The following is a 26,438-nucleotide window of genomic DNA, read 5'->3' as shown; positions in this document are numbered from 1 at the left end:
AGGGTCAGCTGGTGGGGAGGTCGAGTTCGGCGAGCAGGTGCCGGACACGGGTCTCGATGTCGTCGCGCACCAGGCGCATGCGTTCGATGCCGTCGATTCCGCGATCGGAGGGTTCGTCGGTGTCCCAGTTGATGATTCGCACGCCCGCGACGGGTTCGACCTGTGCTTCGCGGCCGAGGGTGACCACCAGGTCGACGGTGCGCAGTAGGTCGGGGTCGATGGGTTTGGGTTTCTCGTCGGCGAGGTCGATGCCCAGTTCGTCGAGCGAGGCCATCGACAGCTCGTTCAACGCGGTGCCGGGGCGGGTGCCTGCCGAGTGCGCGTCGATTCGGTCGCCGGCCAGGTGGCGCATCAGCCCCGCTGCCATCTGGGACTTTCCGCCGTTCTTCACGCAGACGAACAGCACCGAGGGCTTGTCGCTCACTTGATGTCTCCGGTGACAGCGGCGTTCTGATCGGCGAATCGTTTGCGGAGCGCGAGCGAGACGTAGACCAAGGCGACCAGGACCGGGACCTCGATCAGCGGGCCGACGACACCGGCGAGGGCTTCGCCGGAAGTGGCGCCGTAGGTGGCGATCGCGACGGCGATGGCGAGTTCGAAGTTGTTGCCCGCGGCGGTGAACGCGAGGGTGGTGGTGCGGGCGTAGCCGAGGCCCATGACTGCGCCGAGGGTGTAGCCGCCGCCCCACATGATGGCGAAGTAGGCCAGCAGCGGGAGGGCGATGCGGACGACGTCGAGTGGGTGGGAGGTGATCTGGTCACCCTGCAGGGCGAACAGGACCACGATCGTGAAGAGCAGACCGTAGAGCGCCCACGGGCCGATGCGGGGGAGGAACTTCTGCTCGTACCACTCGCGGCCCTTGGCGCGTTCGCCGAAACGGCGGGTCAGGTACCCGGCCAGCAGTGGGATGCCGAGGAAGATCAGGACCGATTTCGCGATCTCCCAGGGTGAGACGTCGATCGTGGTCTGTTCCAGGCCCAGCCATCCGGGCAGGACCGACAGGTAGAACCAGCCGAGCACGGCGAACATGAAGACCTGGAACACCGAGTTCAACGCGACCAGCACCGCGGCGGCGTCGCGATCACCGCAGGCCAGGTCGTTCCAGATGATGACCATGGCGATGCACCGAGCGAGGCCGACGATGATCAGGCCGGTGCGGTACTCGGGCAGGTCGGGCAGGAAAAGCCAAGCCAGCGCGAACATCAGCGCGGGGCCGAGAATCCAGTTCAGGACCAGGGAACCGATCAGGAGTTTGCGATCGCTGGTGACGGAGTCGAGGCGGTCGTAGCGGACCTTTGCCAGCACCGGGTACATCATGATCAGCAAGCCGAGCGCGATCGGCAGGGAGATGCCGTCGATCTCGACCGCGCCGAGCGCGTCGCCGATGCCCGGAATCAGTCGGCCCAGCAGCAGGCCGACGGCCATCGCCACGCCGATCCACACCGGCAGGAACCGGTCGAGAGTCGACAGTTTGCCGACGACGGGCGGGTGTTCGGTGGTGGAGATGCTCACGCGGTGGCACTTTCGGTGATCAGCGCGTTCGAGACGCGGGCGAATGCTTCGGGGACGACGCGGTAGTACACCCACGACGCGCGGCGCTCACTGGTGAGCAGTCCGGCTTCACGCAGCACCTTGAGGTGGTGCGAGATGGTCGGCTGGCTGACGTCGACACCGTCGGAGATATCGCAGACGCACGCTTCCCCGCCCGCTCGGCTCGCGACGAGCGAGAACAGTCGAAGGCGCACCGGATCCGCCAGCGCCTTGAACACGGCGGCGAGTTCGACCGCCTCGGTGGGAGTCAAGGGATCGCGGACCGCCGGTTCCGCGGCACAGGCCGCGACCGGTGTCAGATTCAGCTCCGACTTAGACATTCTTCGATATTGACGTATATCGAATCAATGCGCAAGCAAACGTCCGGTGAACGGATCGGCGGCGCATGCCCGGTAGGCAGGTGGGCGCGGTTCGAACCGGTCAGGAATTGTCGCTGCGCCGCTCCAGTAGGACGGTGTCGCGCCAGATGCCGTTGAGCTGGGCGATGCGCTCGCGCAGGCCTACGGTTCGGTATCCCGCTGAGTGATGCAGCGCGATACTGGCGCGGTTCTCGGGGAAAATGGCGGTCTGCAGCGTCCACAGACCCGCCTTGTCGGCGGCCATGACCTGGGTGCGCAGCAACGACTTTCCGACGCCCCGCCCGCGCATACCGTCGGCGACATAGACCGAGTTCTCAGCGACACCCGCGTAGCAGTCGCGCGCGGAAACCGGTGCCAGGCTGGCCCAGCCGACGACGGCGCCATCGATCTCGGCGACCCAGCGATGTTCCGGCAACCAGCGGGCGTCCAGTGTTGCCCGATCCGGCACCTCGGTGGTGAAGGTCGCCAGTCCGGTGGCGATGCCCTCGCCGTAGATCCGCAGGACCGCGTCCCAATCGTCGTCGCGCATCGCCCGAACCGCCACGTCGGCGGGCAGGTCGGACGGGCAGCACGGCCGTGGGGAGAGCACGCCCATGACGGCGTCGGCGGCGTGGGGGAGTCCGGTGCAGCAGGTCGGGTTGACCACGACGATGGTCGATGTGCCGCTCTTGTGGGTGGTGACGAAGCCGACGTCGGCGAGTTTGCGGACGTGATGGGAGACCGTCGGCTGCCGGATGTCGAGGGCCGCGGTCAGCTCGCCCACCGTGATTCCGGTGGGGCGGCTGGCGACCAGGTGCAGGAGCCGGACGCGGGTGGGGTCGGCCAGGCAGGCGAACCATTCGGCGTAGGTGGTGGCGTCGTCGACGGCCAGTGCGTCGACGCGCGGTGCGGTTGCGTCGCGCACGACGGGCATCTCGAGGGACGTCATGAACTCGATTATATCGACGTCGATCAATGGTTGCGTTCATCGACGACTGTCGATACAGTCACATTTATTAGATCGATGTGCGTCGATGAATGGAGCCTCGAAATGTCCGAACTGCCTGTTGTCGTTGTCGGAGCCGGCCCGGTGGGGTTGGCCGCTGCCGCTGAACTGCGCGAACGCGGCGTGGATGTCCTGGTGTTCGAACGTGGACCCAGGGCCGGTGCCGCCGTCGCGGAATGGAATCACGTGCGGCTGTTCTCCCGGTGGGCCGAGCTGATCGCCCCCGCCGCCCGCCGCGTGCTCGTCGGCACCGACTGGATCGCCCCCGCCGACGAGGGCTACCCGACCGGGCAGGAGTGGGCGCGCGATTACCTGGCCCCGCTGGCCGCCGCGCTCGGCGACGTCGTCCGCTACGGCACCGAGGTGGTCGGGCTCGCCCGCCGCGGCCGTGACCGTGTCGTCGACGCCGGACGCGACAGCGAACCCCTGTCGGTACATCTGCGTCGCACCGACGGCACCGAGGAGCGCGTCCTCGCGCGTGCGGTGATCGATGCCTCCGGCACCTGGGGAGCGCCGAATCCACTTGGCGGAGAAGGACTTCCGGCACTCGGTGAGCGCACCTCCGATGCGGTGACCTACCGGGTTCCCGACATCGACTCCCCCGAGCAGGCCGAACGCTTCGGCGGTAAGCACACGGTGATCGCGGGCGGTGGACATTCCGCGCTCGGTGCGATCGTGGCGCTCGCGCAGTTGTCGCAGCAGCGGCCCGGTACCCGGCTGACCTGGATCCTGCGGCGTGGATCCGCCGACTCGACCTTCGGCGGCGGCGACGCCGATGAACTGCCCGCCCGTGGCGCGCTGGGTGTGCGAGCGAAGGAAGCTGTCGATGCCGGTCTGCTGGATGTGGTGACCGGATTCCGCACCGCGGCAATCGAATCCGGTGCAGACGGTCGCGTCGTGCTCGTGGCCGACGACGGCCGCCGCATCGCCGATGTCGACAATGTCGTGGCACTCACCGGTTTCCGCCCCGAACTCGGCTGGCTGTCGGAAGTGCGCCTGGAACTCGACCCGGTTCTGCAGGCCCCGGTCCGGTTGGCGCCGCTGATCGACCCGAACGTGCACTCCTGCGGCACCGTCTACCCCCACGGCGTCGCCGAACTGACCCACCCCGAACCCGGCGTCTACCTGGTCGGCATGAAGAGCTACGGACGCGCGCCGACGTTCCTGGCGATGACGGGCTACGAGCAGGTTCGCTCCATCGCCGCCTCGATTGTCGGTGACCACGAGTCCGCGGCGCGGGTCGAGCTGACGTTGCCCGAGACCGGAGTCTGCGGCGGTGCGGGCGTTTTCGACGAACCCGAAGGCGCGAGTTCGGGTGGCTGCTGCAGTCCCGCGCCCGACGTGCTGACCCTGACCGCACCCTCGCTCATCCGCTGAGAAGTGTCGACCACCACCACCGCCATCGTCGCGCAGACCGGGTCCACCGATCCCGGTCTGCGTCGGCGCGTACTGATCATCCTGTGTCTGACCGAGATCACCAGCTGGGGAATCCTCTACTACGCCTTTCCCGTGCTGGCGGTGTCGATCTCGGCCGACACCGGATGGTCGCTGCCGATGATCACCGCGGCCTTCTCGCTGGGTCAGTTCGCTGCCGCGCTCACCGGAATTCCGGTCGGTCGCGTCATCGACCGCGTCGGCCCGCGCACGATCATGACGGCAGGATCGATACTGGCGGTGCCCGCGCTGATCGCGGTCGCGCTGGCGCCGAACCCCGCGGTGTTCTTCGCCGGGTGGTCGGCCGCGGGTGTCGCGATGGGGGCGGTGCTGTATCCGCCCGCGTTCGCGGCGTTGACGCGCTGGTTCGGTACCGACCATGTCAAGGCGCTGATGATCCTGACTCTCTCCGGCGGTTTCGCCAGCACCGTTTTCGCTCCACTCACCGCCGCGCTCGTCCAGCACACCGATTGGCGCGCGACCTATCTCACGCTCACGGTGGTGCTGGCGGCCGTGACGATCCCGGCTCACCTGTTCGGATTGACCGGCCCGTGGCCGAATCCGCCGATCGCGGCCTCGTCCGCCGACGACGATCACGGAGCAGTGTCACGTAGCCCCGCATTCCTGATGCTCGTCTTCGCCTCCAGCCTGGGTGCGTTCGCGGTCTACGCCGCAGTGTTCAACCTGGTCCCCCTGCTGATCGAACGCGGATTCTCCCCGTCACTGGCTGCCCTCACCCTCGGGTTGGGTGGTGCCGGGCAGGTTCTCGGCCGGATCGGCTACCTGCCCTTGGTGACCCGCACGACCGCGCGTGGCCGCATCGTGGGCGTTTTCGCGGCAACCGCCGTGACTACCGCACTGACAGGTTGGGCGACAACAGCATTCGTGCTGATCGCCATCTCGATAGGCGCCGGGGTGGTCCGCGGGATCATGACCCTCGTCAAAGCCACCGCCGTCACCGACCGCTGGGGCGCCACCCACTACGGCCGCCTCAACGGCCTGTTGTCCGCGCCGATGGTGATCGTGATGGCACTCGCCCCATGGGGCGGAACCGTGCTGATGACCTGGACCGGCAGCTATGCCGGTACCTATTTCGTCCTCGCGGGCATCGCCGCGGTGGCGGCGCTGGCTGCCATCGCGACCGTGCCGCGTCCGCCGAAACCCTCGACGCCGACATCCGTACCTCCCGGGCGGTGACCGAAGTCGACCACGACGGGCGTCTGTTCACCATCGCGGCCTGGAATGGGAACGGAGTCTGTAGGCAACATTCCGTTAACCTTCGGTGGGGACTGTTCACTGGTCGGTGCGTCGGCTGCCGCACAGCTCCACAAATATCTGGATCGATCCTGGTTACCGGCGAGTATTCGCCTACATTGGGTGGATGAACGATGACATCGGCCATGGCGGGCGATCGCTCTTTTGTGAAAGCGGCGACCAGGTGCGCCGCAACCTCGAACTCGATCTGGGTATCGAGTCACAAGCGAGCGATCTTTCAGCTACCGATGTGGGTTCGGTGGTCGACAATCTGGAAACCGCGATACGGCTCTGTGCCAGGGAAGGCATCCCGCTTCCGCTGGTGCTGAGCGAAGTGGAGTCCGCGCTCACTGCCATCCCCGACGACATTCCCGTCGACCGGCACTCGAGCCTGCGCCTGCACCTCGTCGACTACGTGACGGCCGCATTCGCGAAAAGTCACCTGCAGTCGAGCTCGCAGTAGGCGATTCAGGGCTGTTCGGTCGTGGTTTCGAGTCGGTGCCAGGCGGCGAGGAATATCAGCGCGGCGATCACCGAACCGGCCGAGGCGAAGGCCGTGGCTCCGAGGTAGATGTTCCACTCGTCGTCGTGGGTCGCGACGGCGATGCCTTCCTCGCTCAGCGGCACGCCCCACAGCACGGCTCCCATCAGCAGGCTCGTCACGACCGAGATCGACGCTAGGACCGTGACGATCGCCGGAATCACCTTGGGGCGCCCGGTGTATCGCTGAATTCCCCCGCGCGCGACGAGGAACCAGGAGGCCAGGCAGGCCAGGCTCAGGGAGATGGCGTCGGCCGCGATGGTGTCGCTGAGGCGATGCCATTTCGCGGTCAGGGTGTAGTGGCCGATCCCGATCGCCCAGCTGAGCACGACGATCAGCGCGAGCCCGCGCCAGCGATAGGGCACCACGATAATCGTCGCGAACAGCACCGTCATCGCGATCGTCGTGTGCCCGCTCGGCAGGCTGTTCTGCGCGAAATGACCGGTGACCTCCACCAATTCGGGCCGCGGCAGCACATACCGCTTGAGCGTCTGCACGACCACCTGCCCGGCGACGATCACCCCGACCGCGGCGACCAGCAGATCGAGCCGTCGGCGTAGTAGCGCGATCGCCGCGACGACCAACACCGCGATGCCGAGTGAATACACCGTGATCTGGTCCAGGTGTTGCGATGCCGCGTTCGCGTCACGCTCGGACGCCTGATCCGCGCCACGCAACGCGGCGTTCTCGATGGCCTGGCCGTCGCCGGTGCGCACGGCGAGCAGGTAGGTCGCGGTGGCGACGACGACGCCGAGGACGGCGATGATCGGCCAGCGGCGGCGGGGTGGCGTCGATGTGTCGGACATTGCGTCACGGTATGTCGCCCGGGAATCGGTTGTGGTCCGCCACGCCGGGGGCCTCGAGCGAGCAACTCGGATCATGGAGAAGGGCCGCAATCACTCTGCTACCAACCGATTTGGGTGCCGTCCGAATGGAAGCAAGGTTCGATGAAGCTCTGTAACAGGTAAAACGCGAGATCCGATGACCCGGCCAACCTTGACATACGTCCAGTTGCTGCAATTTACTTGGTCGGTTGTCGACGTTCGGCAATGTGACAGTTAATGACTTGGCGGTCGAGCGTGACACCGTCTCGACACGAGCAGAGGATCGACATTCATGCAGAAGACGATGAAGCGTTCGTTGGCCGTCCTGGCGGGTGCGACCCTGGTGTGGGGCGCCACGGCGTGCTCCGACAACAACTCGACACCGTCACCGACGCCGAGCAGCACCACGACCGCGGCCCCGTCGACCTCGCCTGCCGGGCTGACCTCGGCATCGCCGCAGCCGACCACCAGCCCTGAGCAGCGTGGCGCCGACGGCTCGACCGGCAACAACCTGAGCGCGGAGTACTGCGCGAAGAACCAGGACCCGGGCTGCCCGGCGGGCAGCTACGTCGGCCCCAACGCGATCCAGAACCCGAACGGTGACGGAACCTGGGTGCCGTGCGAGGGCACGATCTGCACCAACCCCAATCACGGCGCGGGCACTCCCGAGCCGACCACCCCCGCACCCGTCGTCACCCCGACGACCACCCCCGCGGACTCGGCGCCGGTCGCGGGCGCGCCCTGTGAAGGCGACGGCCGCTGGGTCCACCTCGAGGGCGGCAACGCCGGGCACTACGGCACCGAATGGCTCTGCCAGCACTGACCCGATACCGGCGACCATCAGGTCGGTACTCGAGGTGGAGGTAGCGGCGTCGGTCGACGACGACAGTGGTTGTCGACCGACGCCGAACTCATCGGCGCGACGATCGAGGAGCGGTGTTGCTCGCCGATCACGAACTCGGCGACGGCACCTCCGGCGAATTCGTCGACAAGACCGGCGCGTCCGACTGCGCGCAGATCGTGTAGCCCTCGGCTCGCCGATGGGGGCGAAGTCTCAATCCTGGTGGGGCGGATGAGAGCGCTGCGTCAGCGCGGGTGTTGATAGACATCGGGGATGCCGTCGCCGTCGTCGTCGCGCGCTTCGGCTTCGTCCAGCGCTCGGTAGACGCGGTTGCGAACGCGCAGCACGATGGTGGCCAGAATCGCGGCGGTCACCGTGCCGAACAGCACGCCGATGCGGACGTGGTCGGCGCTCGTGTGGTCACCGGCGAAGGCGAGTTCGCCGACGAGCAGCGATACCGTGAACCCGATGCCGCCCAGCAGCGCAACTCCCACGACATCGATCCAGGCCAGATCCGAATCGAGTTCGGCGCGGGTCAGTTTCGCGGTGAGGTAGGTGGTGCCGGTGATACCGATCAACTTGCCCGCGACCAGGCCCGCGATGATGCCGAGGGTCACCTTGTCACCGAGGGAATCGGTGAGCCCGTTCAGCCCGCCGATGGTGACACCCGCGGCGAAGAACGCGAAGACCGGCACCGCGAACCCTGTCGACAGCGGGCGGATCGCGTGTTCGAACCGCTCAGCGGGTCCGTGCTCGTCGGGTTCGCCGTGCTCGGCCAGCACCGGGACGGTGAACCCGAGCAGCACGCCCGCGACGGTGGCGTGCACCCCCGAGGAATGGACCAGCCACCACGCGACGAGCGCGAGCGGCACCAGCAGCCACGGCGAACTGATCCGACGTTGCACCGCGAGCGCGAACAGGGCGATCGGCACGATGGCCGCAGCCAGGTAGGGCAGGTTCAGTTCGCTGGTGTAGAAAATCGCGATCACGGTGACCGCGAGGAGATCGTCGACCACCGCCAGGGTGAGCAGGAAGGTGCGCAGCGCGGCAGGCAGGTGGGTGTTGATCACCGCCAGCACAGCCAGCGCGAACGCGATATCGGTGGCAGTGGGGATGGCCCACCCGTCCACCGCGCCGCCCCGATTGATCAGCACATAGATGATGGCCGGACACACCATGCCGCCGACCGCGGCGACAACGGGCAGCGCCGCCCGACGAGGGTCACGCAGATCTCCCGCCACGAACTCCCGTTTGAGTTCGAGACCAACCACGAAGAAGAAGATCGCCAGCAACCCATCGGCCGCCCAAGCGCTCAACGACAGATTCAGGTGCAGCGACGACGGCCCGATCCGGAAATCACGCAACGCCTCGTAAGCATTCGCCCACGGCGTATTGGCCCAGATCAGCGCGATGATCGCCGCGATGATCAGCAGCACACCGCCGACGGTTTCGCGCCGCAGCACCGAGGTCAGCCGCTGAGCTTCGGGCCAACTGCCGCGAGTGAGAACCTTGCGACGAGTAGCGGGCGGCGTCATCGGATCACCGCCCGGTATCGGCGGTCGATAGGTCCTGAGCTGCGCGGCAATAGCAAGAGTGGTTACCCGTCACCAATCGAACCCCACCCGACGGAGCTCGAGTCGGGGTTGCCGACCAGACTTCCCGGCGCACCTACCCGTAAAGATGCCGCAAACACCACACCCACCGCAAACCGAACACCCGGCAGCCCACCATCCGAGCAGGATGCTGCCCGAGCTACTGCTCCGGTTCGGCGCGGAGGCGATCGCGTTCGGCGCGCAGGCGGGCGACGGTGTCTTCGAGTTCGAGGATGCGGGCCACCGCGGTGAGGTTGATTCCCTCGCCGGTGAGGGTGGTGATGCGGTGCAGGCGGGTGAGGTCGTCGCCGCTGTAGCGGCGGGTGCCGCCCGCGCTGCGCTCGGGGGTGAGCAGGCCGTGCTGCTCGTAGAGGCGCAGGGTCTGGACCCCGATGCCTGCCAGCTCCGCGGCTACGGAGATCGCATACACCGCCTGCGCGGGCGAGGGCGTGCCGTCGTGCGAGGGGATCATCTAGGTCCTCACCTCGATTCTTTCGCTTGGTGATCAGGTTACTTGGCTCTGGCACTTGCACTCATCTGGTCCGAGTGCTAGATAATATCTATGTCAGATGACACAGGTTATCTGATAACCATCCTGAGTGAGAATGGAGTGAGTTGGAGGTGGCGACCATGTTGATGCGCACCGATCCCTTCCGTGATCTGGACCGGTGGACCCAGCAGATGTTCGGCACAGCAGCGCAACCGGCGGCGATGCCGATGGATGCCTGGCGCGACGGCGACGAGTTCGTCGTCGAATTCGACCTGCCCGGAATCGACCCGGATTCCCTCGACCTCGACGTCGAACGCAATGTGGTGACCGTGCGCGCGACGCGCCCCCGCCTCGACGCCGACCGATCGATGATCGCCGCGGAACGCCCGCGCGGAGTCTTCAGCCGCCAGCTGTTCCTCGGCGAGAGCCTCGACACCGACCAGATCCGCGCCGACTACCGCAATGGCGTACTTCGCCTGTCGATCCCGGTGGCGGAACGGGCCAAACCCCGCAAGATCGAGATCGCCCGCGACAACGAACCCCAGGTCATCAACGCCTGAACCCGCCGCGGTGGCCGAGTCCTCGAGGGCTCGGCCACCGCAACCGGTAGCCGTTGGAGGAGTGCCCGATGATCACCTCACCCGCCGACCAGCCCGTCACGGACCCGACAGTGATCCGCTGGCCCGAGCCAAGTCCTCTCGACACGTGGTGGACCGAAGTCATGGATGGTGTGCCCGCCGCGAAATACACCGCAGTCGTCAACCAGGACAACGCGACTCCGCGCTGAAGCTGCCGTCATCGACCCGGACGGCATCGAAGTAGCGACCGCGGCTGTGTCGCAAGCGCTGTCGCGGATCAACCTAACCGAGCAGCCGGTGGTTCCTCGCTACCATCAGGCCGTGATCACGATCGATAGTCCCTATACCGGAGACGTCTCGCCGGAGTCGAATCCCCAGCAACGCAACATAACCGGCGCCCGAATCATCAAGATGTCGGTAGGTGGCGGCGACAACAATGTCTACCTCGTGCAGGACTGCGCCACCGGTGCGGCGCTGCTCATCGATGCCGCCAATGAGGCAGCGCGGCTGATCGAGCTCATCGAGCAGGAAGCTGCGGGCCAGGTGCGGCTCATCGTCACCACGCACCAGCACATCGATCACTGGTGGGCGTTGCCCGAGGTAGCCGGGCTCGGAATCTCCACCGCCGCACACGAACTCGACGCGGCCCCGCTACCCGTGACCCCGGATCGGCTGCTCTGCGACGATGACGCGATCGTCATCGGAGACCTGACGTTCACAGTGATCCATCTGCGCGGCCACACCCCAGGCGCGATCGCGCTCGCACTCACCGACGGCGCGGGCCGAACGCACCTGTTCACCGGCGACAGCCTGTTCCCCGGCGGCATCGGCAAAACCGCCACACCAGCGGACTTCGACTCGCTCTATCGCGATGTCACGACCAAGCTGTTCGACCGCTACCCCGACGACACCGCGGTATATCCGGGCCACGGCGCCGACACCACGCTCGGCGCCGAGCGCCCGCACCTCGACGAATGGCGACAGCGAGGCTGGTGAATCCGCCAGGATCGAAAAGTGAGTGGTTATCTCTAAATCGGGTGACCAGTTTCCGAGTTGGTCGGAACCCCGCAGCAGACTCCCAGGTAGGGCGCACTTTTTTCGGTTCAGAACATGGTCGAAAAGAAAAGTAGAAGGTGAGCGGTAGCTCATCCTACTGTTATGCCCACGAACAATTCGCAGTGCGATCTGTCACATCGGAACGAGCGAAAGTGTCTACGCGTCAGCGTCGAACACTAGCCGTTCCATCGCTACCTGCGGAAGAAGGAACCGTCACCAACGACCTGTTCGGTCTCGTTGGTGGTACACAAAGGAGTCCGCGATGACGATTGAGCTCGACAAGGCACCCACCTTCACCCCGCTGCGCGATGTGCGCGGCCTGACCGGTGAGCTGGTGAACCATTTCGTCGCGAATGTGGCGAGCAAAACCTCGCCAGGGGACGCGATCGCCGCCGACGTCACCCGGATGTGCCTCGAGATCGTGGGTGGTGTCATCGAGAGTCGTGACGTCACCGACAAGCTGAAGCGGCTCTCCGTCGCCGCGGCCGGGTGGGCGCACGAAGGGGTGCCGATCGAAGTTGTCCTGCGTGCTTTCCACGAAGGCCTGCGCCTGAGCGTGGAGCAGGTCTACACCACGGACGTGGCCCACGACCGCGACACCATGATCGATGGATTCCGAACGATTCTGTCGATCTCGGATCTGATGTGTACCACCGTGACTCGGTCCTACCTGCGCGAACAGCGTGAGGTCGCCGATGAACACCGCACCGCGGTGCATACCCTCACCACCGCCCTGCTGGCCGGTCGCCCGACATCGACGATTGCCCGCGAATGCGGAATCTCCGTCGCGGACTCGTATTCGGTACTGGCGCTGTCGATCCCGGCCCATCCCGACGAAGCCGATGCGCGATTCAATGGTTCGGTCGTGGCACGGCGCAAGTTGCGGCGGGTGCAGGCGGCACTGGCCCACCACTGTGGCGAACGGGCGCTCGCGCAGCTGTCCGTCGACGGCGGAACCCTTCTCCTGCCGACCGAGTCGATGAACGACACCCAACTCGACGCGCTGATCGCGTCGCTGTCGCACGCCGCTCGGGTCGACATCACGGCCGCGCTGGTGCCGGCGGCGACCGCGGACATCGCCGACGGGGCCCGGCGCGCCCACGAAATGCTCGACATGGTCGAACGGCTCGAATGCGCACCGCGGCTTTACCGATTCGACGAGCTCGCCCTGGAATACCAGCTCACCCGGCCCGGCCCAGCCCGTAACCTGCTCGGTAACCTCCTCGCGCCCCTGGACAACCACCCCGAGCTGTACGAGACGCTGCGGATTCACATCTCCAACAACATGAACCGCCAGCGCACCGCCCGGCTGATGCATATCCACACCAATACCGTCGACTACCGGCTTCGCCGGATCGCCACCCTCACCGGGCTCGATCCCACGCAGTCCTCGGGTCTGTGGCAACTGCGTTCGGCGATGATCGCCCGCAGTCACCAGGGCTCGCCGACGTCGACCACCGCACACGAGGTGGACGCCGCCGGCTTCCTCGCGGCTCGCTCCGCCTGAGGCGACCTGTGATTTCAGAGACCGACGGCGCGGTGAACGGAGATGCGGTGCGAGAACGTCGAACGGTGCAGCACGGCGACAGCCCGCTACTACCGTCGCGGGATCCGTTCATGCACTGCCCCACCGACATCGCCACCTACGCGCCCGGTGCCCTGATCCGCAGCCGTCAGGTCGAGTTGTCCCTGTTCGGAACCGTTCGTCAGCGGGTCGAGGCGTGGCAGCTGGCCTACCGCAGCACCGATCTGCACGGACGTCCGGAATTGAGCGTCACCACCGTGGTGCTGCCCGCCGACGCGGTGCCGGACCCCGGCCGTCCGTTACTGCTGTTCCAGTCCGCGATCGATTCGATCACCGAACGGTGCGCGCCGTCCTACGCGCTCAGACACAACACCCGCGCGCGCGGTTCGATCACCCGCCTCGAGTGGTTGCTCATCGCGAACGCGCTCAAACGCGGCTGGGCGGTCAGCATCGCCGACCACGGTGGCAAACACGGCAGCTTCGGGGCGCCGCGAGAACCCGGATACCGGTGCCTCGACGGCGCACGTGCCGCACTGGCCTTCTCCCCACTCGGTCTGCACTCTCGAACCCGAATCGCGGTGTGGGGCTATTCCGGGGGCGGGATGGCCAGTTCCTGGGTCGCGGAAATGGCTCCCGAGTACGCGCCCGAACTCGCGATTGTCGGGGCGGTACTCGGCGCGCCGGTGGGTGACCCCGGCGAAATCCTCCTGCGACTCGACGGTGGTCGTTTCGCTGGATTTCCCGCGATGGTGATCGCCGCGCTGCGTCGGCTGTATCCCGCGTTGGATCGTGCGATCACCGCGAACGCCACGCCGACGGGACTCGACCTACTGAGCCGAGCCGAGAAACTGCCGCCGCTCGTCGCGGTCTCGCGGATGAGCGGTCTCGAGTTGGACGACCACCTGTTTCGGCCGTTGCAGGAGATCCTCGCCGAACCCGCCGTCCGCGCGGTGATCGACGATCTGCGGCTGGGGCGGTCGACTCCGACGTGTCCGCTGCTGGTGCTCCAGCCGGTCAACGACCAGGTCATCCACTGCGGCAACGTCGACCTGCAGGTCCAGCGGTACCTGCGAGCGGGCGTGCACGTCACCTACTTCCGCGACCGGCTCAGCGAACATTTCTCCATGCTTCCGCTGTCCACCTCGTTGAGCCTCGCGTGGTTGGCCGACCGCCTCGAGGGCAAGCCATTGCCCGCACCACAGACCCGCACCGTCCTTTCGCTGAGCACCCTCTCATCGAGCTGGCGCGGTCTCCCCGGTGTTGCGGGTACGGCGCTAGCCGTCGCGGTCGGCCGACCCCTGCACGGTCGACGGGCCGCGGATCCGGTCACGGAAACCGAGAAAGCGGCCTAGGGAGGAACTCGACGCCGACCGATCGATGATCGCCGCGAAACGTCCGCGCGGACGTCATATTCCGATGACCAGCACGACCGCGACCAGGACGTCGACAACAGCGCACCATTCAGCGAACGAACGCGCGACCGTCCGGTTGAGAACACGTACCCGGTCCGGACGATGTCGAATTTGCTCACGACGGTCGCCAGGACGAGCAGGCCGATGACGACCGGCCAGGTCGATGCGGGGCGGCGCAATTTCGCCACGATGAGGTAGAGCAGCGGAAGCATGAGCAGGATGTCGCCGAGTTCGTTGTCGGCATCCCCAGCCACTCCCGCGCCCAGCGTCGCGACCGTCGCCAGTCCCAAGACCGTCGGCCAGCGCTCGACCAGCTTTCCCAGCCAGTGCCTGCGCTCCGGAGTTTCGGTGGTGGCCATCTGAATTCCTCTAGCTAGGAGCACGATTCGACGCGAGAACGGGAAGGACGGTGGCGGTGACGAGACCAGCAGCGTCCGCAGACCGAACCCGACCGGCGCCGACCTCCTCGGCGGCACCCTTCAAGACGTAATGGATGACGTTGCGCAGCCACGGAACAGGCAGATCGGTGCGGAATTCGCCCTGCCGCTGCCCACGGCGAATGAGTTCGTCCATGCGCTCGGCGTGACTGTCATGGAGCTGCTGGATTCGACCCGCGGGCAGCGCCTCGACAGCGGCGGTCAACAACGCCGAGGACTCGGCGATCAAAGCCCAACTGGCACCGAGCAATTGGATCATCGCCCGCTCGGCGTTCCCACTGAGATCGGCCGCCGCCAACATCTCGTCACCCTCCGCCAGCGCGGCAGCCAGGGCCGCCTCGACCAGCGCGGCCCGGTTGGGAAAATGCCCGTACACCGTCATCCGCCCAACCCCTGCGACCACGGCGATGTCATCGACGCTCGCCTGTGGATCCTTGCTCAACTCAGCGCGGGCAGCGCCGATGATGCTGTCGATGCTGCGACGGGCATCTGCGCGTTTGCGACGAGGTGTGGTGGCGCTCACCTCTCCAGCATAACTCGTATAGCGCTGTACGGGTTAGTGGTCATTCGGGGCGACGGCCGGTCCGCTGGCCGCAGTGTCATAGCCATGCGTACACGATGCCGCTAGCTCACTCGTTTCGATTATTGACGTGAGTTCGAATCGCCTGCCGATATGTCCGGAGACGCCACCAGGATCGGTTGCGTGAAGATATCGTCGAGCGGGCCCGGTGCTGGGCGTTGGAAACCGTTCTCGGCGAACCATTCCCACCGGAGAAGCCGCGTCTGAACGGGTGTCGGCATGTGCCGCAAGGTGTGTGCGATCTTGGCGAAACGGCCGCCGCCTCGGAGGACGGATCGGTGTTGGGCGAGTGCGTTCATGCGCTGTGATGCGAAGGCGCTGACGTCGATGCGGTGGGTGATGTCTGCGCGCGCGGTGAAACCGGTGCTGATCGCGGTGGCGTCGTAGCCGAGCAGGCGCGCGGACCAGGTCAGTCCCGCGAATAGTTCGCGGGGGATCGTCGCGTTCAGCACTCTGGGGATGCCTGCCCTTTTCGCGGCAAGGGCGCCGACTTCGTGGACCAGGATGTGGTCGGGGTGGCCGTATCCGCCGTTGCGGTCGTAGCTCAGCAGTATTTCCGGGCGTTCCTGGGTGAGGATTGCTGCCAGGCGGTCGGCGGCCTCGTCGACGGGTGCCCGGACGAATCGGGTCCGTCCGGGCGGGTCCGGATACAGGATCGGACCGTGTCCGCTGTCGGCGTAGCCGAGGTGTTCGACCCTGTTCACGCCGAGAACCTCAGCACTGGAATGTAATTCGCGCAAACGGGGTGCGAAGTCGTCGTCGAACTGTTCCATATGTCCGTCGCAGGCGACCACGATGACGGTGCGGTGGCCTGCGTGGGCGAGTTTCGCCAGAGTTCCGCCGGTCAGGATGATCTCGTCGTCGGGGTGGGCGTGGAATGCCACGACGGTCGCCATCACACCAGTATCGCGCTCAATCGCGCACGCGACCAAGGGCTGGTTTGGTTCGCCATAGCTCGATTCCGATGTCCACGAGGTCGACTCGGTCGAGTTGCTCGACGTCAGTAAGCGGATGACGGGCGGCGAGGTCGGTCGAGCCATCGGTTTCGTTGCGGAGTTCACCAGCGCGGATGTCGCCTTCGTACACGATTCGCAGGCCATGGAAGTCGGCGAATTCACTGAACGGGCGGTGGCGGTCATGCGGTCGCACTGCACGGGATGGGTTCGCGACCGTCCGAGGATGTCGATCTGTTCTCCGATCGGCGTGGCAGTCCAGGCGAGGTCGCCGACGCTTGCCGTTGCGCTGGAACATAACCCGGGTTTCGACCGGCACATGTTCGCCGAATCGCTGTCTTATCTGCGCCAGGTCCGTACCGTCGGTGGAGAACGAAACTATCGGAGGGGGCTTCATGCGTGTCGACATCGAATTCACCAGTGGCGGGGTGGTTTTGAGGGGATGGCTGTATCGCCCCGACAATGCGCCGCGGAGTGCGCCGCTTGTGGTCATGACTCATGGATTCGCGGGTGTGAAAGAGTGGGTAGCGCCTTTCGCTGATGTGCTCAGCAATGCTGGCCTGGCATGCCTCGTATACGACCACCCGGGCTTCGGGACCTCCGACGGGCAACCGCGCCACGAGGTCGACCCTGGCGCACAGATCGAGGGCTATCGCGATGCGATCACTTTCGCCCAAACACTAGAGGGGATCGACTCCGACCGGATAGGCGTCTGGGGTACCAGCTTCTCGGGTGGACACGTCCTGGTGGTCGCTGCGACAGACCGGCGCGTGCGCGCGGTTGTCTCTCAGGTACCGACTACCAACGGGTGGGCCAACTTCCGCAGCTTGGTCCCAACGACAATGCTGCCGATCGTTCACGAGGCGATCGCTGCTGACCGCATGGCCCGCGCGTGCGGCAAGCCTCACCAAACCCTCAAAGCAGCCTCCGAAGTCCCGACAGACTTCGTCGCTATGCCCGGAACAGAGGCATATCAATGGCTGATGGCCAATGGTCCCCAGGTGCCCTCTTGGCGCAACGAGGTCACCGTCTCCAGCATCGATAAATTCCAGTCGTACACGCCGGAAGCGTTCATACGACGGGTGTCGCCAACCCCTCTGCTGATGGTGATCGCCGAACAGGACACTCTGGCACCGACCGACATCGCGCTGCAAAGCTACGCCGAAGCGTTGGAACCGAAGCGCCTCGTCCTGGTACCCGGGCCGCACTTCGCGGTGTACGAGGAGCAGTTCGAAAGAACATCCGGCGCTGCTCGTGATTTCTTCCTCGAAACCCTCGCCTAGCCATCCAGATCAGCGGCCATGATCGAGACCTGGGACTTGGAAAGCTGTGTGACACCGAGGGATTCGACGAATGCGCCCGGTGATCACGGCACGTGTCGGGATGTCGCCGCGATAGACGAATCGCCTCCCGCAACACCAGCACGCTGCCGGAGTCGGTGCGGAGCCTCCTCGGACAACCGAAGTGTCAAAGCCATACGCGCATGATCGCGGACGACTGCGCGCAGTCCGGTCGTGTTCCGGTCCGGAATTCCCAATACATCGCCCTACCAGGAACGACCTGAGGTGGAACGCGCGTTCGGCTCGCTTCCCGGAGAGATCTCCACCGTAATGGGAGGTCGGGGTCGCCCGAAATCACTGAGATCGCGACGAAATCCGGTGCGCTCGTGGCGACCCGGTGAAGGGGGAACAGCCGTGGACAAGCCGATGCCGACGTCACGACTGGCTCGAGGGTCCAAGATCAGCGCGGTGGCTGCCACGCAGGTCGTCCGTAAGGGCCGATTGCGGCTGTCGATGATCGGTCGTTCCGTCGAGGTGAAGGCGCGGCTGGCCGATGAGTCGACGCTGGAACTGACCACACACCTGGTGCGGGTCCTCGGCGAGATGAAGGGGCTGGCCATGAAATTGGGCCAGTGGCTGTCGATGCTCGACCTCGATCTGGTCCCACCCGAGCATCGCGAGGCTTTTCAGAACAGCCTCGCTGTGCTGCGCGACAAGGCACCCGCACTACCATTCGAGGCGATGCAGGCTGTGATCGAAGACGATATGGGCGCACCTCTGACGTCGCTGTTCGCCGAATTCGATCCCGAACCCATCGCCGCCGCCTCGATCGGACAGGTGTACCGGGCAACCCTGCTCGACGGCACCTCGGTTGCGGTGAAAGTCCAATATCCCGGGATCGATCGGGCTGTGCGGGCCGATTTGCGTAACCTCGGACTGCTCAGAACGATGATCGTCCAGGTACTTCCAGGTTTCACGCTCGCGGTGCTCGACGAGTTGCGCACGAACATGGAATACGAACTCGACTACAGTCGTGAGGCACGTACTCAACGGCACGTAGCCGAATTCTTCGCCGACCATCCACTCTTTATCGTGCCGATGGCGTTTCCCGATCTCGGTAGCCGTCGGGTGATGGTCACCGAATATCACCCCGGCGCGCGATTCGACGAGATGCGCGTGTTGCCCGCGGCCGAGCGCGACCGGATCGGCGAGATCGTCTACCGCTTCTATCTCGGCTCGATGTACCAGTTCGCGGAGTTCTGTGGTGATCCACATCCGGGCAATATTCTGCTGGCCGCAGATGGCCGGGTCGTCTTCCTCGATTTCGGTCTGTACAAGCGAATGGATCGGTCGCATGTCGACTTCGAGATCACTTGCCTGCGGGCTGCGGCCGAAGAACGAATCGACGCGTTGTATCAACTGATGGTCGAGCGTGGGGTGATCGACGAGGACACCGCGGTGGATCCGGCCGAATGCTATAACTACGTGCTCTCGGCTGCGGAATGGTGCCTGGTCGACGAGGATCTGACCATCTCTCCCGACATCGCGAGCAGCGCGGTCCTTCTGGCCATCGACCCACGGCTCGCCGAATTCAGCGGGATGCGCAAACAGAACCTCCCACCCGAGCACCTGTTGTCACGGCGCGCCGAATTCATGGCATTCGGCACGCTCGGTCAACTGCACGCCACCGCGAACTGGCACCGTATCGCCCGCGAATGGATCTTTGCCGAGGATCCGGCCACCGAACTCGGTCGCCTGCACCAGATGTGGACGAAAGCGCGACCGCGGTGACTACCGATGCACATCCGGCACGGGTAGATCGCGCCATACTCGCCGCTTCTTCCATCTGACATGGATCTCGCGAACCAGCCGCAAGGCATCGATATAGGAGACAACCGCGTTGTCGGGCACACTGTTCTCATCCCAGATCGTGCCGATCCGCTCGAGCAATTCGGCCTGGCCCGGTTGTTCGTCGATTTCGCTGAACAGCACGAGGACCTGTTGAACGAGGTCAGCCGCGCCGGAATAGTCGCCGGTCTTGTATCGGACGAGGCCCATGCCCATGAACGCGTAGGCTTCGCCGAGTCTGTCGCCGATTTCCCGGAAGATCGCCGGAGCCTGTTCGGTCATCGCGAGCGCACCGGGGTAATCGCCGACCCGATAACGCAGCAGCCCCAAGGCAATGAAAATATATGCCTGACTCACCCGATCGCCGATCTCGGTGAAGATCGCCAGCGCGCGTTCGGCCAATACGGGTGCCTCATCGAAATCGCCGGTGACGTAGCGCAAAAGCGCCAAGCCGCCGAGGCCGAAAGCCTGGCCGAATCGGTCGCCGACTTCGGCATAGATCGCGATCGCCCGCTCGACCAGTTCCGTCGCGGTCGTGGTGTCGCCGATCGCGGCTCGAATCCGGCCGAGAGAGCTGAGCGCGTACGCCTCCCCGACCCGATCGCCGATATCGGTGAAGATGGCGAGGGCGTCGGTCAGCGCGGCAATGCCTGCGGCACTGTCGCCGACGGCGTGGCCGAGCCGACCGAGGCAAGCGAGAGTGTAAGCCAGGCCGACACGGTCGCCGATATCGCGGAATACTGCGGCCGCGCGATGTAACAACTCGTCGGCCCGCTGATAATCGGCCGCCGCGTAGCAGGACAAACCCAAACTGATCAGTGTGTACGCCTCACCGACGCGATCGCCGATCTCGGTGAAAACCGTGAGCGCTTCCTCCAATCGGCGACCGGCACCGGCGTAGTCGCCGGTGGCGTAGCACACCAAACTCAGGTCGCCCTGGGTATACGCCTGACCGAGCCGATCGCCGATTCCTTCGAAGATCGCGAGTGCGCGCTCCATCCGTTCGCCGGCGCCGACCGAGTCGCCGGTCGCGCAACGCAGCTTGCCCGCGCTACTCAATGCGTACGCCTCGCCCAGCCGATCGCCGGTCTCGCGGTAGATGACCAGGGCCAGGCGCACCAATTCCTCGGCCTCCGGGTAGTCGCCGGTCGCGATTCGCACCCATACGAGGTCGTTGAGGACATATGCCTCGCTGAACCGGTCGCCGTTCTCCCGGTAGATCGCCATCGCCTCGTCCATCGCCTCGGTCGCACCGAGATAGTCGCCGACGGCGTAGCGGGCGACACCCAATTCGTTGCGCGCGTAGGCCTCGCCGGTGCGGTCGGCGATACTGTGGAAGATCACCAATGCTTGCCGCACGAGGTCGGTCGTTGTGGCGTAATCGCCCGTCGCGTAGCGCACCACGCCGAGCCCGATCAGCGCGTACGCCTCGCCTTGACGGTCGTGGGCCTCGCGATAGATCAGCAGAGCCCGCCGCATGAGTTCCGCGGTCCCCGGGTAGTCGCCGGTGGCGTAGCCGAGCCTGGCCAGGTTGCTCAACGCGTGCGCTTCGCCGATCCGGTCGCCGGTTTCCTGGTAGGTGGCCAGCGCCTGGCGAAAAACCTGCTCTGTGCCCGAATAATCGCCGGTGGCGTAGCGCACCGCGCCCAGATCGCAGCGCGCGTCGGCCGCGCCGATCCGGTCACCGGTCCGCTCGGCGCCCTCCGCCGCTCGCCGGTGCAATCCGGCGGCGAGATGCCACGGACCGTCCAGGCGCAACAAACCCGCCAACGCGCTCGTCAACTCGACGACTCGTGTATGTAGATGATGGCTGTCGGCGTACTCGAGACACGCGAGGAGATTGGCGCGTTCGGCCCGCAACCAGCGCAACGCTTGGCCGCGGGCGCCGATGGCAGGTCGATGATCGTCCTCGGATCGTGGTTCGGCACTCAGCTCACGGTCGGCGACCTTGCCGTGATCTCGGTAGTAGTCCAAGAGCCGGTGGACTGCCGCGTCCCGCTCGGCTATGGGGTCATCGGCCGACAAGGTGATGGCGAATTCGCGCAGCAGATCGTGCATGCGGAACCGGCCGACGCTGGGCTCCTCGAGGAAATGGTCGGTGAACAGCGCCTCCAGTTCGGTCCTGGCCTCGATGACGCTGAGGTCACCGAGCACGGCCGCGGCGTAGCGGTCCACCTCCGGGCCGGGGTGCAGGCTGAGCCGCCGAAAAAGCTGCCGACCGCGCGGCGCCAAATCCTGATACGACATCCCGAACGCCGCGTGTACAGCCCGCTCCCCGGCCGCCAGCTCGCCGAGTCGGTCCTGCGCCGCCACCAGATCGGCGGCGAGTTGGGTGAACGTCCAGGCCGGATGGTGGGCGAGTCGACCGCCGAGCAGCACGATCGCCAGCGGCAGATAGCCGCAGAGTGCGACGATATCGGCGATCGCGGTGGCGTCGGCCGCAGTGCCGCGGCGGGATGCCTCGCGAAACAAGGCGGTGGCGTCGACCGGGTCGAGGGTGTCCAACGCAAGCGGTTGCGACCCGTCGAGCGCGACCAGCCGCTTGCGAGAGGTCACGATGGTCAAGCAGCCGGGCTGGTTGGGTAGCAGCGGTTCGACTTGGGCATGGTCGTGCGCGTCGTCGAGGACGAGCAGAATTCGCTTGCCCGCCAGTCGATCTCGCCACAGCGTGCGTCGGCTCTCCAGGCTCGCGGGGAGGACTCGCGGGTCCACGCCGAGATTTGTCAGCAGTCCGCCGAGTACGTCTTCGGGCCGCGCCTGCGGTTGGCCCACGGTGTGCGCGTGCAGGTAGACGAAGAATCGCCCGTCAGGGTACTGATCGGCGAGTTGGTGCGCGGCCCTGGTCGCGAACGCGGTTTTCCCGATCCCCGGCATGCCGTCGACGGTGTAGATCGAGACAGGCCGTTGCCTGCGCTGCCCGTCGATGAACTGGGCGAGCTCACGCTCGCGTCCGATCAGCGCCACATCGCGGGGAAGATTATCGGTGACGACCGGCGGCACAGGCGGGTCGGGAGGTGGCGAAATGCCTGCCCTGCTGACTTCCTCGGTCCTGGCGTCTTGCCAAATCCGTTGCCACGCAGCGATACTCAGGACCTCGGCAGCGGCGGGCTCCGGGCGCTGTCGTGCGAGGAAGATCAATGTCGCGAGAACCGGCTCGACGGTGTCGAACCGATCGGGCACGTTCCTCGCCGCTCGCCAGTCGCTGATCCGCCGGATATCGGGCACCCGGTGCCTGGGTCCGAGCCGGGTGCGGGTTGCCCGTTGCACCTGCTGCAATGTCGGATTACCCGCCGCAGTGAACAGGTCGCGCATCCGCTGGGAAAACAGCGTCCGCGCCGACCCCTCGGTCCCCACCCTGGCACTTCCGCCTGCCTCGACCACGACCTCAGGGTACCGGGGGCACAGTCCGCGGGCAGTGCTCAACGGCGGCATTTCGCTTGTGCCAGTGCAACTTCACAACATCAGCTGTCGGCTTTCGACGTTGTCCGCCCGCCGAACGGGCACGCGAGTCGCGTGGTCGGACGGCACCGCTCCCGATCTCAGGAGAGCCACCGCGTGGCGTCCGGTGGGGGTCACGGTGTTCGCGGCATGCGCGGCGAGTTCGGCGCAGGTGCGGAATCTGTCGTCAGGATCCTTCGCCAAGGCGGTCGCGATGACCTCGTCGAGGGCAGCGGGCAGCCCTACCCGGCGGGCGCAGACCGAGGGCACACGCGTACGCAGATGGGCGGCGACCGCGGCTCCTGGATGTCGGGCAGGGTAGGGGACTTCGCCGGTGAGTAGTTGAAAAAGGGTGCAGCCCAAGGAATAGACGTCGGCTCGGCTGTCGATGCGATGGTGCGCGGAGAAACGCTCGGGGGCGGTATACGCGAGACTGGCGAGAACGTCGGAATCGGTCGCGGCGACATCGAGTGCGCTCGCGATCCCGAAGTCGGACAGCACCGCTGTGACGCCGCCGGGGTGCTTGTCGATCAGGATATTGGCCGGTTTGACGTCGCGGTGCAGAGTATTTCGCGTGTGGGCGTAGTCGAGTGCCCGAGCGGTGTCGGCGATCAACCGGACAGCGAGGTGGGGGTCGACTCCGTCGGGTGCGGTGGCGATGAGGTCGGTGAGGTCGCCGCCGTAGATCAGTCGCATCGACATCCACAGATATTCGTCGCCCGGCCCATTCCGGTCGTAGATGTCGATGATGTTGGGGTGGCTCAATGCTGAGATCAGGCGGACTTCGCGGTCGAATGCCGTGCGGACGTCGGCCTGTGTGGCGGAATCCTTGTGCGCGACCTTCAATGCGACATTGCGATCCAGGCGTGGGTGTTTGGCCAGATACACCGTACTGTTGCCGCCCGCTCCGAGCGTGCCGACAATCCGGTGGCCGCCGACTACTGTTCCGGGCCTGATCGACATTGACAACCTCCCCATTGATTCTCACGAATCAGCGCAGCGCGGCGATGGTGCCGTGCGGATAACCAACTGTCATCCGACGACGCTGCGGGGTCCAGTGGGCGACCGGTCCGATGCGTGATCACTGCAGGTGAGGGGCTTCTTCTAATATTCCGGGCCGGAATTGTTTTCCGGCCGTCATCGGGCGGAAGTTGTTGTATCGGTGAGTGTTTCACTGCGCACAGCCCGGTCTGCGCAGTCTGATTCCGGTCCGGAATCTCGATCCAGCCCTTCTGACCAGGTATTAATGTCCGTTCAAGGCCGAAGGTGATGGCCGGATGGCGCCGAGAATTTCTACGGTTCGAGTATCCGATCGGATCAGCCGATATCGGAAACCGAATTCTCGAGGACAAATCATGCGCAAACTCGCTTACCTCTTCGTCGGTCTCGCCGCCGCTGTCACGACCGCTCTCCCCGCCGCCCCCCGCGCGACCGCAGCCTCCACCTATTGGGGCGCGATCGCAGTCTCCGACTGGGGCTCCATCGGTTCCGCCTGGGATTATCCCTCGCCATCGGCGGCCAAGTCCGCGGCCCTGTCGTCTTGTGGCGACTACACCTGCGAGGTGCTCACCACGTTCGTCGACTGCGGCGCGGTCTCGTACTCCTACGGCTACGGCTCGTACACCGGTGGCAACGGAGCGTCGCGGTACGAGGCCGAAAGCGACTCGCAGTGGTACAGCGACTCGTACGTCATCAAGTCGATCTGCAACTGATCAGCGGTTTTTTCACCACGACGCGGATTGTCGGGGCCTTCTGGCGTAGGCAGGCCGTGTCCTGTCCGCGACAGGAGGCCTCGGCGGCGGTGGAGCGTCAGCGGGCGCTCGCCTCGGTCGGTTGCGTGAAGATGTCATCGAGCGGGCCCGAGGCTGGGCATTGGAAACCGTTCTCGGCGAACCATTCCCATCGGAGGATCCGTGTCTGAACTGGTGTCGGAATGCGGCGCAAGGTGTTTGCGATCATGGCGAAACGGCCGCGGCCTTCGAGGACAGACCGGTGTTGGGCGAGTGCGTTCATGCGTTGTGGCGCGAAGACTCCGACGTCGATTCGGTGGGTGATGTCGGCGCGGGCGGTGAAACCCGCGCTGATCGCGGTGGCGTCGTAGCCGAGTCGGCGCGCAGGCCAGGTCAGTCGCGCGAACAGTTCTCGTGGGGCTGTCGCGTTCAGAACCCGGGGGATACCCGCCTTTTTCGCGGCCATGGCGCCGACTTCGTTGACCCGGATGTGGTCGGGGTGGCCGTATCCGCCATTGCGGTCGTAGCTCAACAGTATTTCGGGGCGTTCCTGGGTGAGGATTGCTGCCAGGCGTTCGGCAGCCTCGTCGATAGGTGCCCGGACGAATCGGGTCCGTCCGGGCGGGTCCGGATACAGGATCGGACCGTGTCCGCTGTCGGCGTAGCCGAGGTGTTCGACCCTGTTCACGCCGAGAACCTCAGCACTGGAATGTAATTCGCGCAGGCGGGGTGCGAGGTCGTCATCGAACTGTTCCATATGTCCATCGCAGGCGACCACGATGACGGTGCGGTGGCCTGCGTCGGCCAGTTTCGCCAGAGTCCCACCGGTCAGGATGATCTCGTCGTCGGGGTGGGCGTGGAATGCCACGACGGTCGCCATCACACCAGTATCGCGCTCAATCGCGCACGCGACCCAGAGCCGCAGTCTCGCGGATTTCGGAGCAGTCGTTTTCAGAACCGTGGTCGCCGTGCCAGGATGCGGGGAACAGCGCTGAGTTCGGTAATGGCCGCCGCAGCGTGTGGGTCTATCGCGCGTGCTAGCGATAGGGCGTCTTCGTGGCGGGCGGCGTGATTGGCTGCGAGTGTCTGTTCGTGGTGGCTCACGCGGTTGCGAAGGTCTTTGAGGCGACCGACGGTGTTTCCTACGTGGTAACCGAGACATACCTTGCGCCCGACAGTGTCTCCGCGCGCGCCTGCGGGCCAGACTTGGCCGCGATTAGGGAAGGTGTCGATGAGTCCGTAAAGCCACAGATTCTCACGGGCAGACCGGCCAGTGGCGCGACTGCTCCGGTTGGTGGGGGCTGCCTTGGTGGGTAGGAGATGCGCGAGGTTACCGAAGGTCAGTTGAGCCACGAGATCGTCATGGGTGACCGGGACGTTGTAGCGAGGGTGACTGCGCGGGCGTCTGTCGGCGGCCTTCTTCGCTGCGACCTGAGCATCCTTGGACATCTTCGCGGCGAGTGAGTCGAGCGGTTTGGCTGCAGAGATCAGCCAGTCCCGAGTACCGCCTCCCGGCAACAATGCGCCGTGATTCCAATCGGCAAGCGCGTTGTCCACCGATTGGCGCAGCAGCATTTCTACCAGGCCCAGCACCTCATACCACGCCGCATGCAGCTCCAACTGCCATGCGTATAGAGTTGAGTCCCGCATAGTGGTGTAGCGCACGGTGATCGAGCTCGACGCATCGACGACAGAGCGGTCACCGTGTGATCCTTCGAGGAATCTCTCAC

Annotated in this window: 27 protein-coding genes; 12 read left to right on the top strand and 15 right to left on the bottom strand. The window is 65.6% G+C overall.

The features are described 5' to 3' along the window. Positions 1-4 precede the first annotated feature (4 nt). From ACFWUP_RS25955 to ACFWUP_RS25940, 4 genes are all read right to left on the bottom strand, one after another. Positions 5-424, bottom strand: a complete 420-nt coding sequence (locus ACFWUP_RS25955) for a low molecular weight phosphatase family protein (RefSeq protein WP_379238565.1) — start codon at positions 422-424, stop codon at positions 5-7. Beyond that, positions 421-1,512, bottom strand: a complete 1,092-nt coding sequence (arsB, locus tag ACFWUP_RS25950; RefSeq protein WP_379238563.1) for an ACR3 family arsenite efflux transporter — start codon at positions 1,510-1,512, stop codon at positions 421-423. The genes ACFWUP_RS25955 and arsB overlap by 4 nt, the downstream gene beginning before the upstream one ends. Next, the gene (locus ACFWUP_RS25945; RefSeq protein WP_379238561.1) at positions 1,509-1,871 is read right to left on the bottom strand and encodes an ArsR/SmtB family transcription factor; all 363 of its coding nucleotides are present in this window, start codon (positions 1,869-1,871) and stop codon (positions 1,509-1,511) included. The genes arsB and ACFWUP_RS25945 overlap by 4 nt, the downstream gene beginning before the upstream one ends. A gap of 100 nt (positions 1,872-1,971) precedes the next feature. Beyond that, entirely contained in the window at positions 1,972-2,838 is an 867-nt protein-coding gene (locus tag ACFWUP_RS25940) for a helix-turn-helix domain-containing GNAT family N-acetyltransferase (protein WP_379238559.1), read from the bottom strand. 102 nt (positions 2,839-2,940) lie between these two features. Here ACFWUP_RS25940 and ACFWUP_RS25935 point away from each other — a divergent pair, with 102 nt between their 5' ends. From ACFWUP_RS25935 to ACFWUP_RS25925, 3 genes are all read left to right on the top strand, one after another. Beyond that, positions 2,941-4,272, top strand: coding sequence for an FAD-dependent oxidoreductase (locus ACFWUP_RS25935; RefSeq protein ID WP_379238557.1), 1,332 nt, complete (start codon positions 2,941-2,943; stop codon positions 4,270-4,272). 3 nt (positions 4,273-4,275) lie between these two features. Continuing rightward, positions 4,276-5,526 carry an MFS transporter gene (locus ACFWUP_RS25930; protein WP_379238555.1) on the top strand — a complete coding sequence of 417 codons (1,251 nt, stop codon included), beginning with the start codon at positions 4,276-4,278 and terminating at the stop codon, positions 5,524-5,526. A 184-nt stretch (positions 5,527-5,710) separates the two neighbouring features. Further along, on the top strand, positions 5,711-6,046 hold the full coding sequence (locus ACFWUP_RS25925) for a hypothetical protein (RefSeq protein ID WP_379238553.1): 336 nt from the start codon (positions 5,711-5,713) through the stop codon (positions 6,044-6,046). Positions 6,047-6,051: 5 nt separating this feature from the next. Here ACFWUP_RS25925 and ACFWUP_RS25920 read toward each other — a convergent pair whose 3' ends face one another. Then, entirely contained in the window at positions 6,052-6,930 is an 879-nt protein-coding gene (locus tag ACFWUP_RS25920) for a phosphatase PAP2 family protein (RefSeq protein WP_379238551.1), read from the bottom strand. Between the two features lie 310 nt (positions 6,931-7,240). On the opposite strand from ACFWUP_RS25920, the gene ACFWUP_RS25915 reads away from it, so the two are divergent. Further along, entirely contained in the window at positions 7,241-7,771 is a 531-nt protein-coding gene (locus ACFWUP_RS25915; RefSeq protein WP_379238651.1) for a hypothetical protein, read from the top strand. 263 nt (positions 7,772-8,034) lie between these two features. On the opposite strand, the gene nhaA is transcribed toward ACFWUP_RS25915, so the two are convergent. Both nhaA and ACFWUP_RS25905 read right to left on the bottom strand, forming a co-directional pair. Then, on the bottom strand, positions 8,035-9,324 hold the full coding sequence (nhaA, locus tag ACFWUP_RS25910; protein ID WP_379238550.1) for a Na+/H+ antiporter NhaA: 1,290 nt from the start codon (positions 9,322-9,324) through the stop codon (positions 8,035-8,037). Positions 9,325-9,541: 217 nt separating this feature from the next. Then, entirely contained in the window at positions 9,542-9,853 is a 312-nt protein-coding gene (locus tag ACFWUP_RS25905) for a MerR family transcriptional regulator (RefSeq protein ID WP_379238548.1), read from the bottom strand. Positions 9,854-10,011: 158 nt separating this feature from the next. On the opposite strand from ACFWUP_RS25905, the gene ACFWUP_RS25900 reads away from it, so the two are divergent. The 5 genes from ACFWUP_RS25900 (at position 10,012) to ACFWUP_RS25880 (ending at position 14,382) form a co-directional block, all read left to right on the top strand. Continuing rightward, positions 10,012-10,431 (top strand): Hsp20/alpha crystallin family protein, encoded by a 420-nt coding sequence (locus ACFWUP_RS25900; protein WP_379238546.1) that lies wholly within the window; start codon positions 10,012-10,014, stop codon positions 10,429-10,431. Between the two features lie 68 nt (positions 10,432-10,499). After that, positions 10,500-10,658: a hypothetical protein gene (locus ACFWUP_RS25895; protein ID WP_379238544.1), complete on the top strand. Its 159-nt coding sequence runs from the start codon at positions 10,500-10,502 to the stop codon at positions 10,656-10,658. Between the two features lie 112 nt (positions 10,659-10,770). Continuing rightward, positions 10,771-11,445: an MBL fold metallo-hydrolase gene (locus tag ACFWUP_RS25890; RefSeq protein WP_379238542.1), complete on the top strand. Its 675-nt coding sequence runs from the start codon at positions 10,771-10,773 to the stop codon at positions 11,443-11,445. 322 nt (positions 11,446-11,767) lie between these two features. Further along, positions 11,768-13,012, top strand: coding sequence for a PucR family transcriptional regulator (locus ACFWUP_RS25885; protein ID WP_379238540.1), 1,245 nt, complete (start codon positions 11,768-11,770; stop codon positions 13,010-13,012). A gap of 47 nt (positions 13,013-13,059) precedes the next feature. Continuing rightward, positions 13,060-14,382 (top strand): lipase family protein, encoded by a 1,323-nt coding sequence (locus ACFWUP_RS25880; protein ID WP_379238538.1) that lies wholly within the window; start codon positions 13,060-13,062, stop codon positions 14,380-14,382. On the opposite strand, the gene ACFWUP_RS25875 is transcribed toward ACFWUP_RS25880, so the two are convergent. The 4 genes from ACFWUP_RS25875 to ACFWUP_RS25860 form a co-directional block, all read right to left on the bottom strand. After that, on the bottom strand, positions 14,379-14,801 hold the full coding sequence (locus tag ACFWUP_RS25875) for a hypothetical protein (RefSeq protein WP_379238536.1): 423 nt from the start codon (positions 14,799-14,801) through the stop codon (positions 14,379-14,381). The genes ACFWUP_RS25880 and ACFWUP_RS25875 overlap by 4 nt on opposite strands. A gap of 10 nt (positions 14,802-14,811) precedes the next feature. Further along, on the bottom strand, positions 14,812-15,402 hold the full coding sequence (locus ACFWUP_RS25870; protein WP_379238534.1) for a TetR/AcrR family transcriptional regulator: 591 nt from the start codon (positions 15,400-15,402) through the stop codon (positions 14,812-14,814). Between the two features lie 119 nt (positions 15,403-15,521). Then, positions 15,522-16,355, bottom strand: coding sequence for a PIG-L deacetylase family protein (locus ACFWUP_RS25865; RefSeq protein ID WP_379238532.1), 834 nt, complete (start codon positions 16,353-16,355; stop codon positions 15,522-15,524). Between the two features lie 16 nt (positions 16,356-16,371). Further along, positions 16,372-16,821: a hypothetical protein gene (locus ACFWUP_RS25860; RefSeq protein WP_379238530.1), complete on the bottom strand. Its 450-nt coding sequence runs from the start codon at positions 16,819-16,821 to the stop codon at positions 16,372-16,374. Between ACFWUP_RS25860 and ACFWUP_RS25855 the strand changes: the two genes are divergently transcribed. Continuing rightward, positions 16,808-17,695, top strand: coding sequence for an alpha/beta hydrolase (locus tag ACFWUP_RS25855; protein WP_379238528.1), 888 nt, complete (start codon positions 16,808-16,810; stop codon positions 17,693-17,695). The two genes, ACFWUP_RS25860 and ACFWUP_RS25855, sit on opposite strands and share 14 nt — an antisense overlap. 411 nt (positions 17,696-18,106) lie before the next feature. Continuing rightward, positions 18,107-19,483, top strand: coding sequence for an ABC1 kinase family protein (locus ACFWUP_RS25850; RefSeq protein ID WP_379238526.1), 1,377 nt, complete (start codon positions 18,107-18,109; stop codon positions 19,481-19,483). Here ACFWUP_RS25850 and ACFWUP_RS25845 read toward each other — a convergent pair whose 3' ends face one another. Together ACFWUP_RS25845 and ACFWUP_RS25840 are read right to left on the bottom strand one after the other, a co-directional pair. Further along, positions 19,484-22,921: a tetratricopeptide repeat protein gene (locus tag ACFWUP_RS25845; RefSeq protein ID WP_379238525.1), complete on the bottom strand. Its 3,438-nt coding sequence runs from the start codon at positions 22,919-22,921 to the stop codon at positions 19,484-19,486. It lies immediately after the preceding gene. A gap of 72 nt (positions 22,922-22,993) precedes the next feature. Further along, positions 22,994-23,941 carry a serine/threonine-protein kinase gene (locus ACFWUP_RS25840; protein WP_379238523.1) on the bottom strand — a complete coding sequence of 316 codons (948 nt, stop codon included), beginning with the start codon at positions 23,939-23,941 and terminating at the stop codon, positions 22,994-22,996. Positions 23,942-24,333: 392 nt separating this feature from the next. Here ACFWUP_RS25840 and ACFWUP_RS25835 point away from each other — a divergent pair, with 392 nt between their 5' ends. Beyond that, entirely contained in the window at positions 24,334-24,690 is a 357-nt protein-coding gene (locus ACFWUP_RS25835; protein WP_379238521.1) for a DUF4189 domain-containing protein, read from the top strand. A 97-nt stretch (positions 24,691-24,787) separates the two neighbouring features. Here ACFWUP_RS25835 and ACFWUP_RS25830 read toward each other — a convergent pair whose 3' ends face one another. After that, positions 24,788-25,588 (bottom strand): PIG-L deacetylase family protein, encoded by an 801-nt coding sequence (locus tag ACFWUP_RS25830; RefSeq protein WP_379238519.1) that lies wholly within the window; start codon positions 25,586-25,588, stop codon positions 24,788-24,790. A 71-nt stretch (positions 25,589-25,659) separates the two neighbouring features. Beyond that, positions 25,660-26,438: hypothetical protein (locus ACFWUP_RS25825; RefSeq protein ID WP_379238517.1), on the bottom strand; the 779-nt coding region annotated here is incomplete at its 5' end.

Source organism: Nocardia sp. NPDC058658 (assembly GCF_042716665.1).
Taxonomy (GTDB): domain Bacteria; phylum Actinomycetota; class Actinomycetes; order Mycobacteriales; family Mycobacteriaceae; genus Nocardia.
Note: the sequence above shows the minus strand (reverse complement) of the source record. Positions and strands in the feature narration are given on the sequence as shown.

Bases quoted from the DNA above. Each gene is read 5' to 3' on its own strand.
- ACFWUP_RS25945 (WP_379238561.1), bottom strand. From the start codon at position 1,871: ATGTCTAAGTCGGAGCTGAATCTGACACCGGTCGCGGCCTGTGCCGCG.
- ACFWUP_RS25940 (WP_379238559.1), bottom strand. From the start codon at position 2,838: ATGACGTCCCTCGAGATGCCCGTCGTGCGCGACGCAACCGCACCGCGC.
- ACFWUP_RS25935 (WP_379238557.1), top strand. From the start codon at position 2,941: ATGTCCGAACTGCCTGTTGTCGTTGTCGGAGCCGGCCCGGTGGGGTTG.
- ACFWUP_RS25925 (WP_379238553.1), top strand. From the start codon at position 5,711: ATGAACGATGACATCGGCCATGGCGGGCGATCGCTCTTTTGTGAAAGC.
- ACFWUP_RS25920 (WP_379238551.1), bottom strand. From the start codon at position 6,930: ATGTCCGACACATCGACGCCACCCCGCCGCCGCTGGCCGATCATCGCC.
- ACFWUP_RS25915 (WP_379238651.1), top strand. From the start codon at position 7,241: ATGCAGAAGACGATGAAGCGTTCGTTGGCCGTCCTGGCGGGTGCGACC.
- nhaA (WP_379238550.1), bottom strand. From the start codon at position 9,324: ATGACGCCGCCCGCTACTCGTCGCAAGGTTCTCACTCGCGGCAGTTGG.
- ACFWUP_RS25905 (WP_379238548.1), bottom strand. From the start codon at position 9,853: ATGATCCCCTCGCACGACGGCACGCCCTCGCCCGCGCAGGCGGTGTAT.
- ACFWUP_RS25900 (WP_379238546.1), top strand. From the start codon at position 10,012: ATGTTGATGCGCACCGATCCCTTCCGTGATCTGGACCGGTGGACCCAG.
- ACFWUP_RS25895 (WP_379238544.1), top strand. From the start codon at position 10,500: ATGATCACCTCACCCGCCGACCAGCCCGTCACGGACCCGACAGTGATC.
- ACFWUP_RS25885 (WP_379238540.1), top strand. From the start codon at position 11,768: ATGACGATTGAGCTCGACAAGGCACCCACCTTCACCCCGCTGCGCGAT.
- ACFWUP_RS25875 (WP_379238536.1), bottom strand. From the start codon at position 14,801: ATGGCCACCACCGAAACTCCGGAGCGCAGGCACTGGCTGGGAAAGCTG.
- ACFWUP_RS25865 (WP_379238532.1), bottom strand. From the start codon at position 16,355: ATGGCGACCGTCGTGGCATTCCACGCCCACCCCGACGACGAGATCATC.
- ACFWUP_RS25855 (WP_379238528.1), top strand. From the start codon at position 16,808: ATGCGTGTCGACATCGAATTCACCAGTGGCGGGGTGGTTTTGAGGGGA.
- ACFWUP_RS25860 (WP_379238530.1), bottom strand. From the start codon at position 16,821: ATGTCGACACGCATGAAGCCCCCTCCGATAGTTTCGTTCTCCACCGAC.
- ACFWUP_RS25840 (WP_379238523.1), bottom strand. From the start codon at position 23,941: ATGTCGATCAGGCCCGGAACAGTAGTCGGCGGCCACCGGATTGTCGGC.
- ACFWUP_RS25835 (WP_379238521.1), top strand. From the start codon at position 24,334: ATGCGCAAACTCGCTTACCTCTTCGTCGGTCTCGCCGCCGCTGTCACG.
- ACFWUP_RS25830 (WP_379238519.1), bottom strand. From the start codon at position 25,588: ATGGCGACCGTCGTGGCATTCCACGCCCACCCCGACGACGAGATCATC.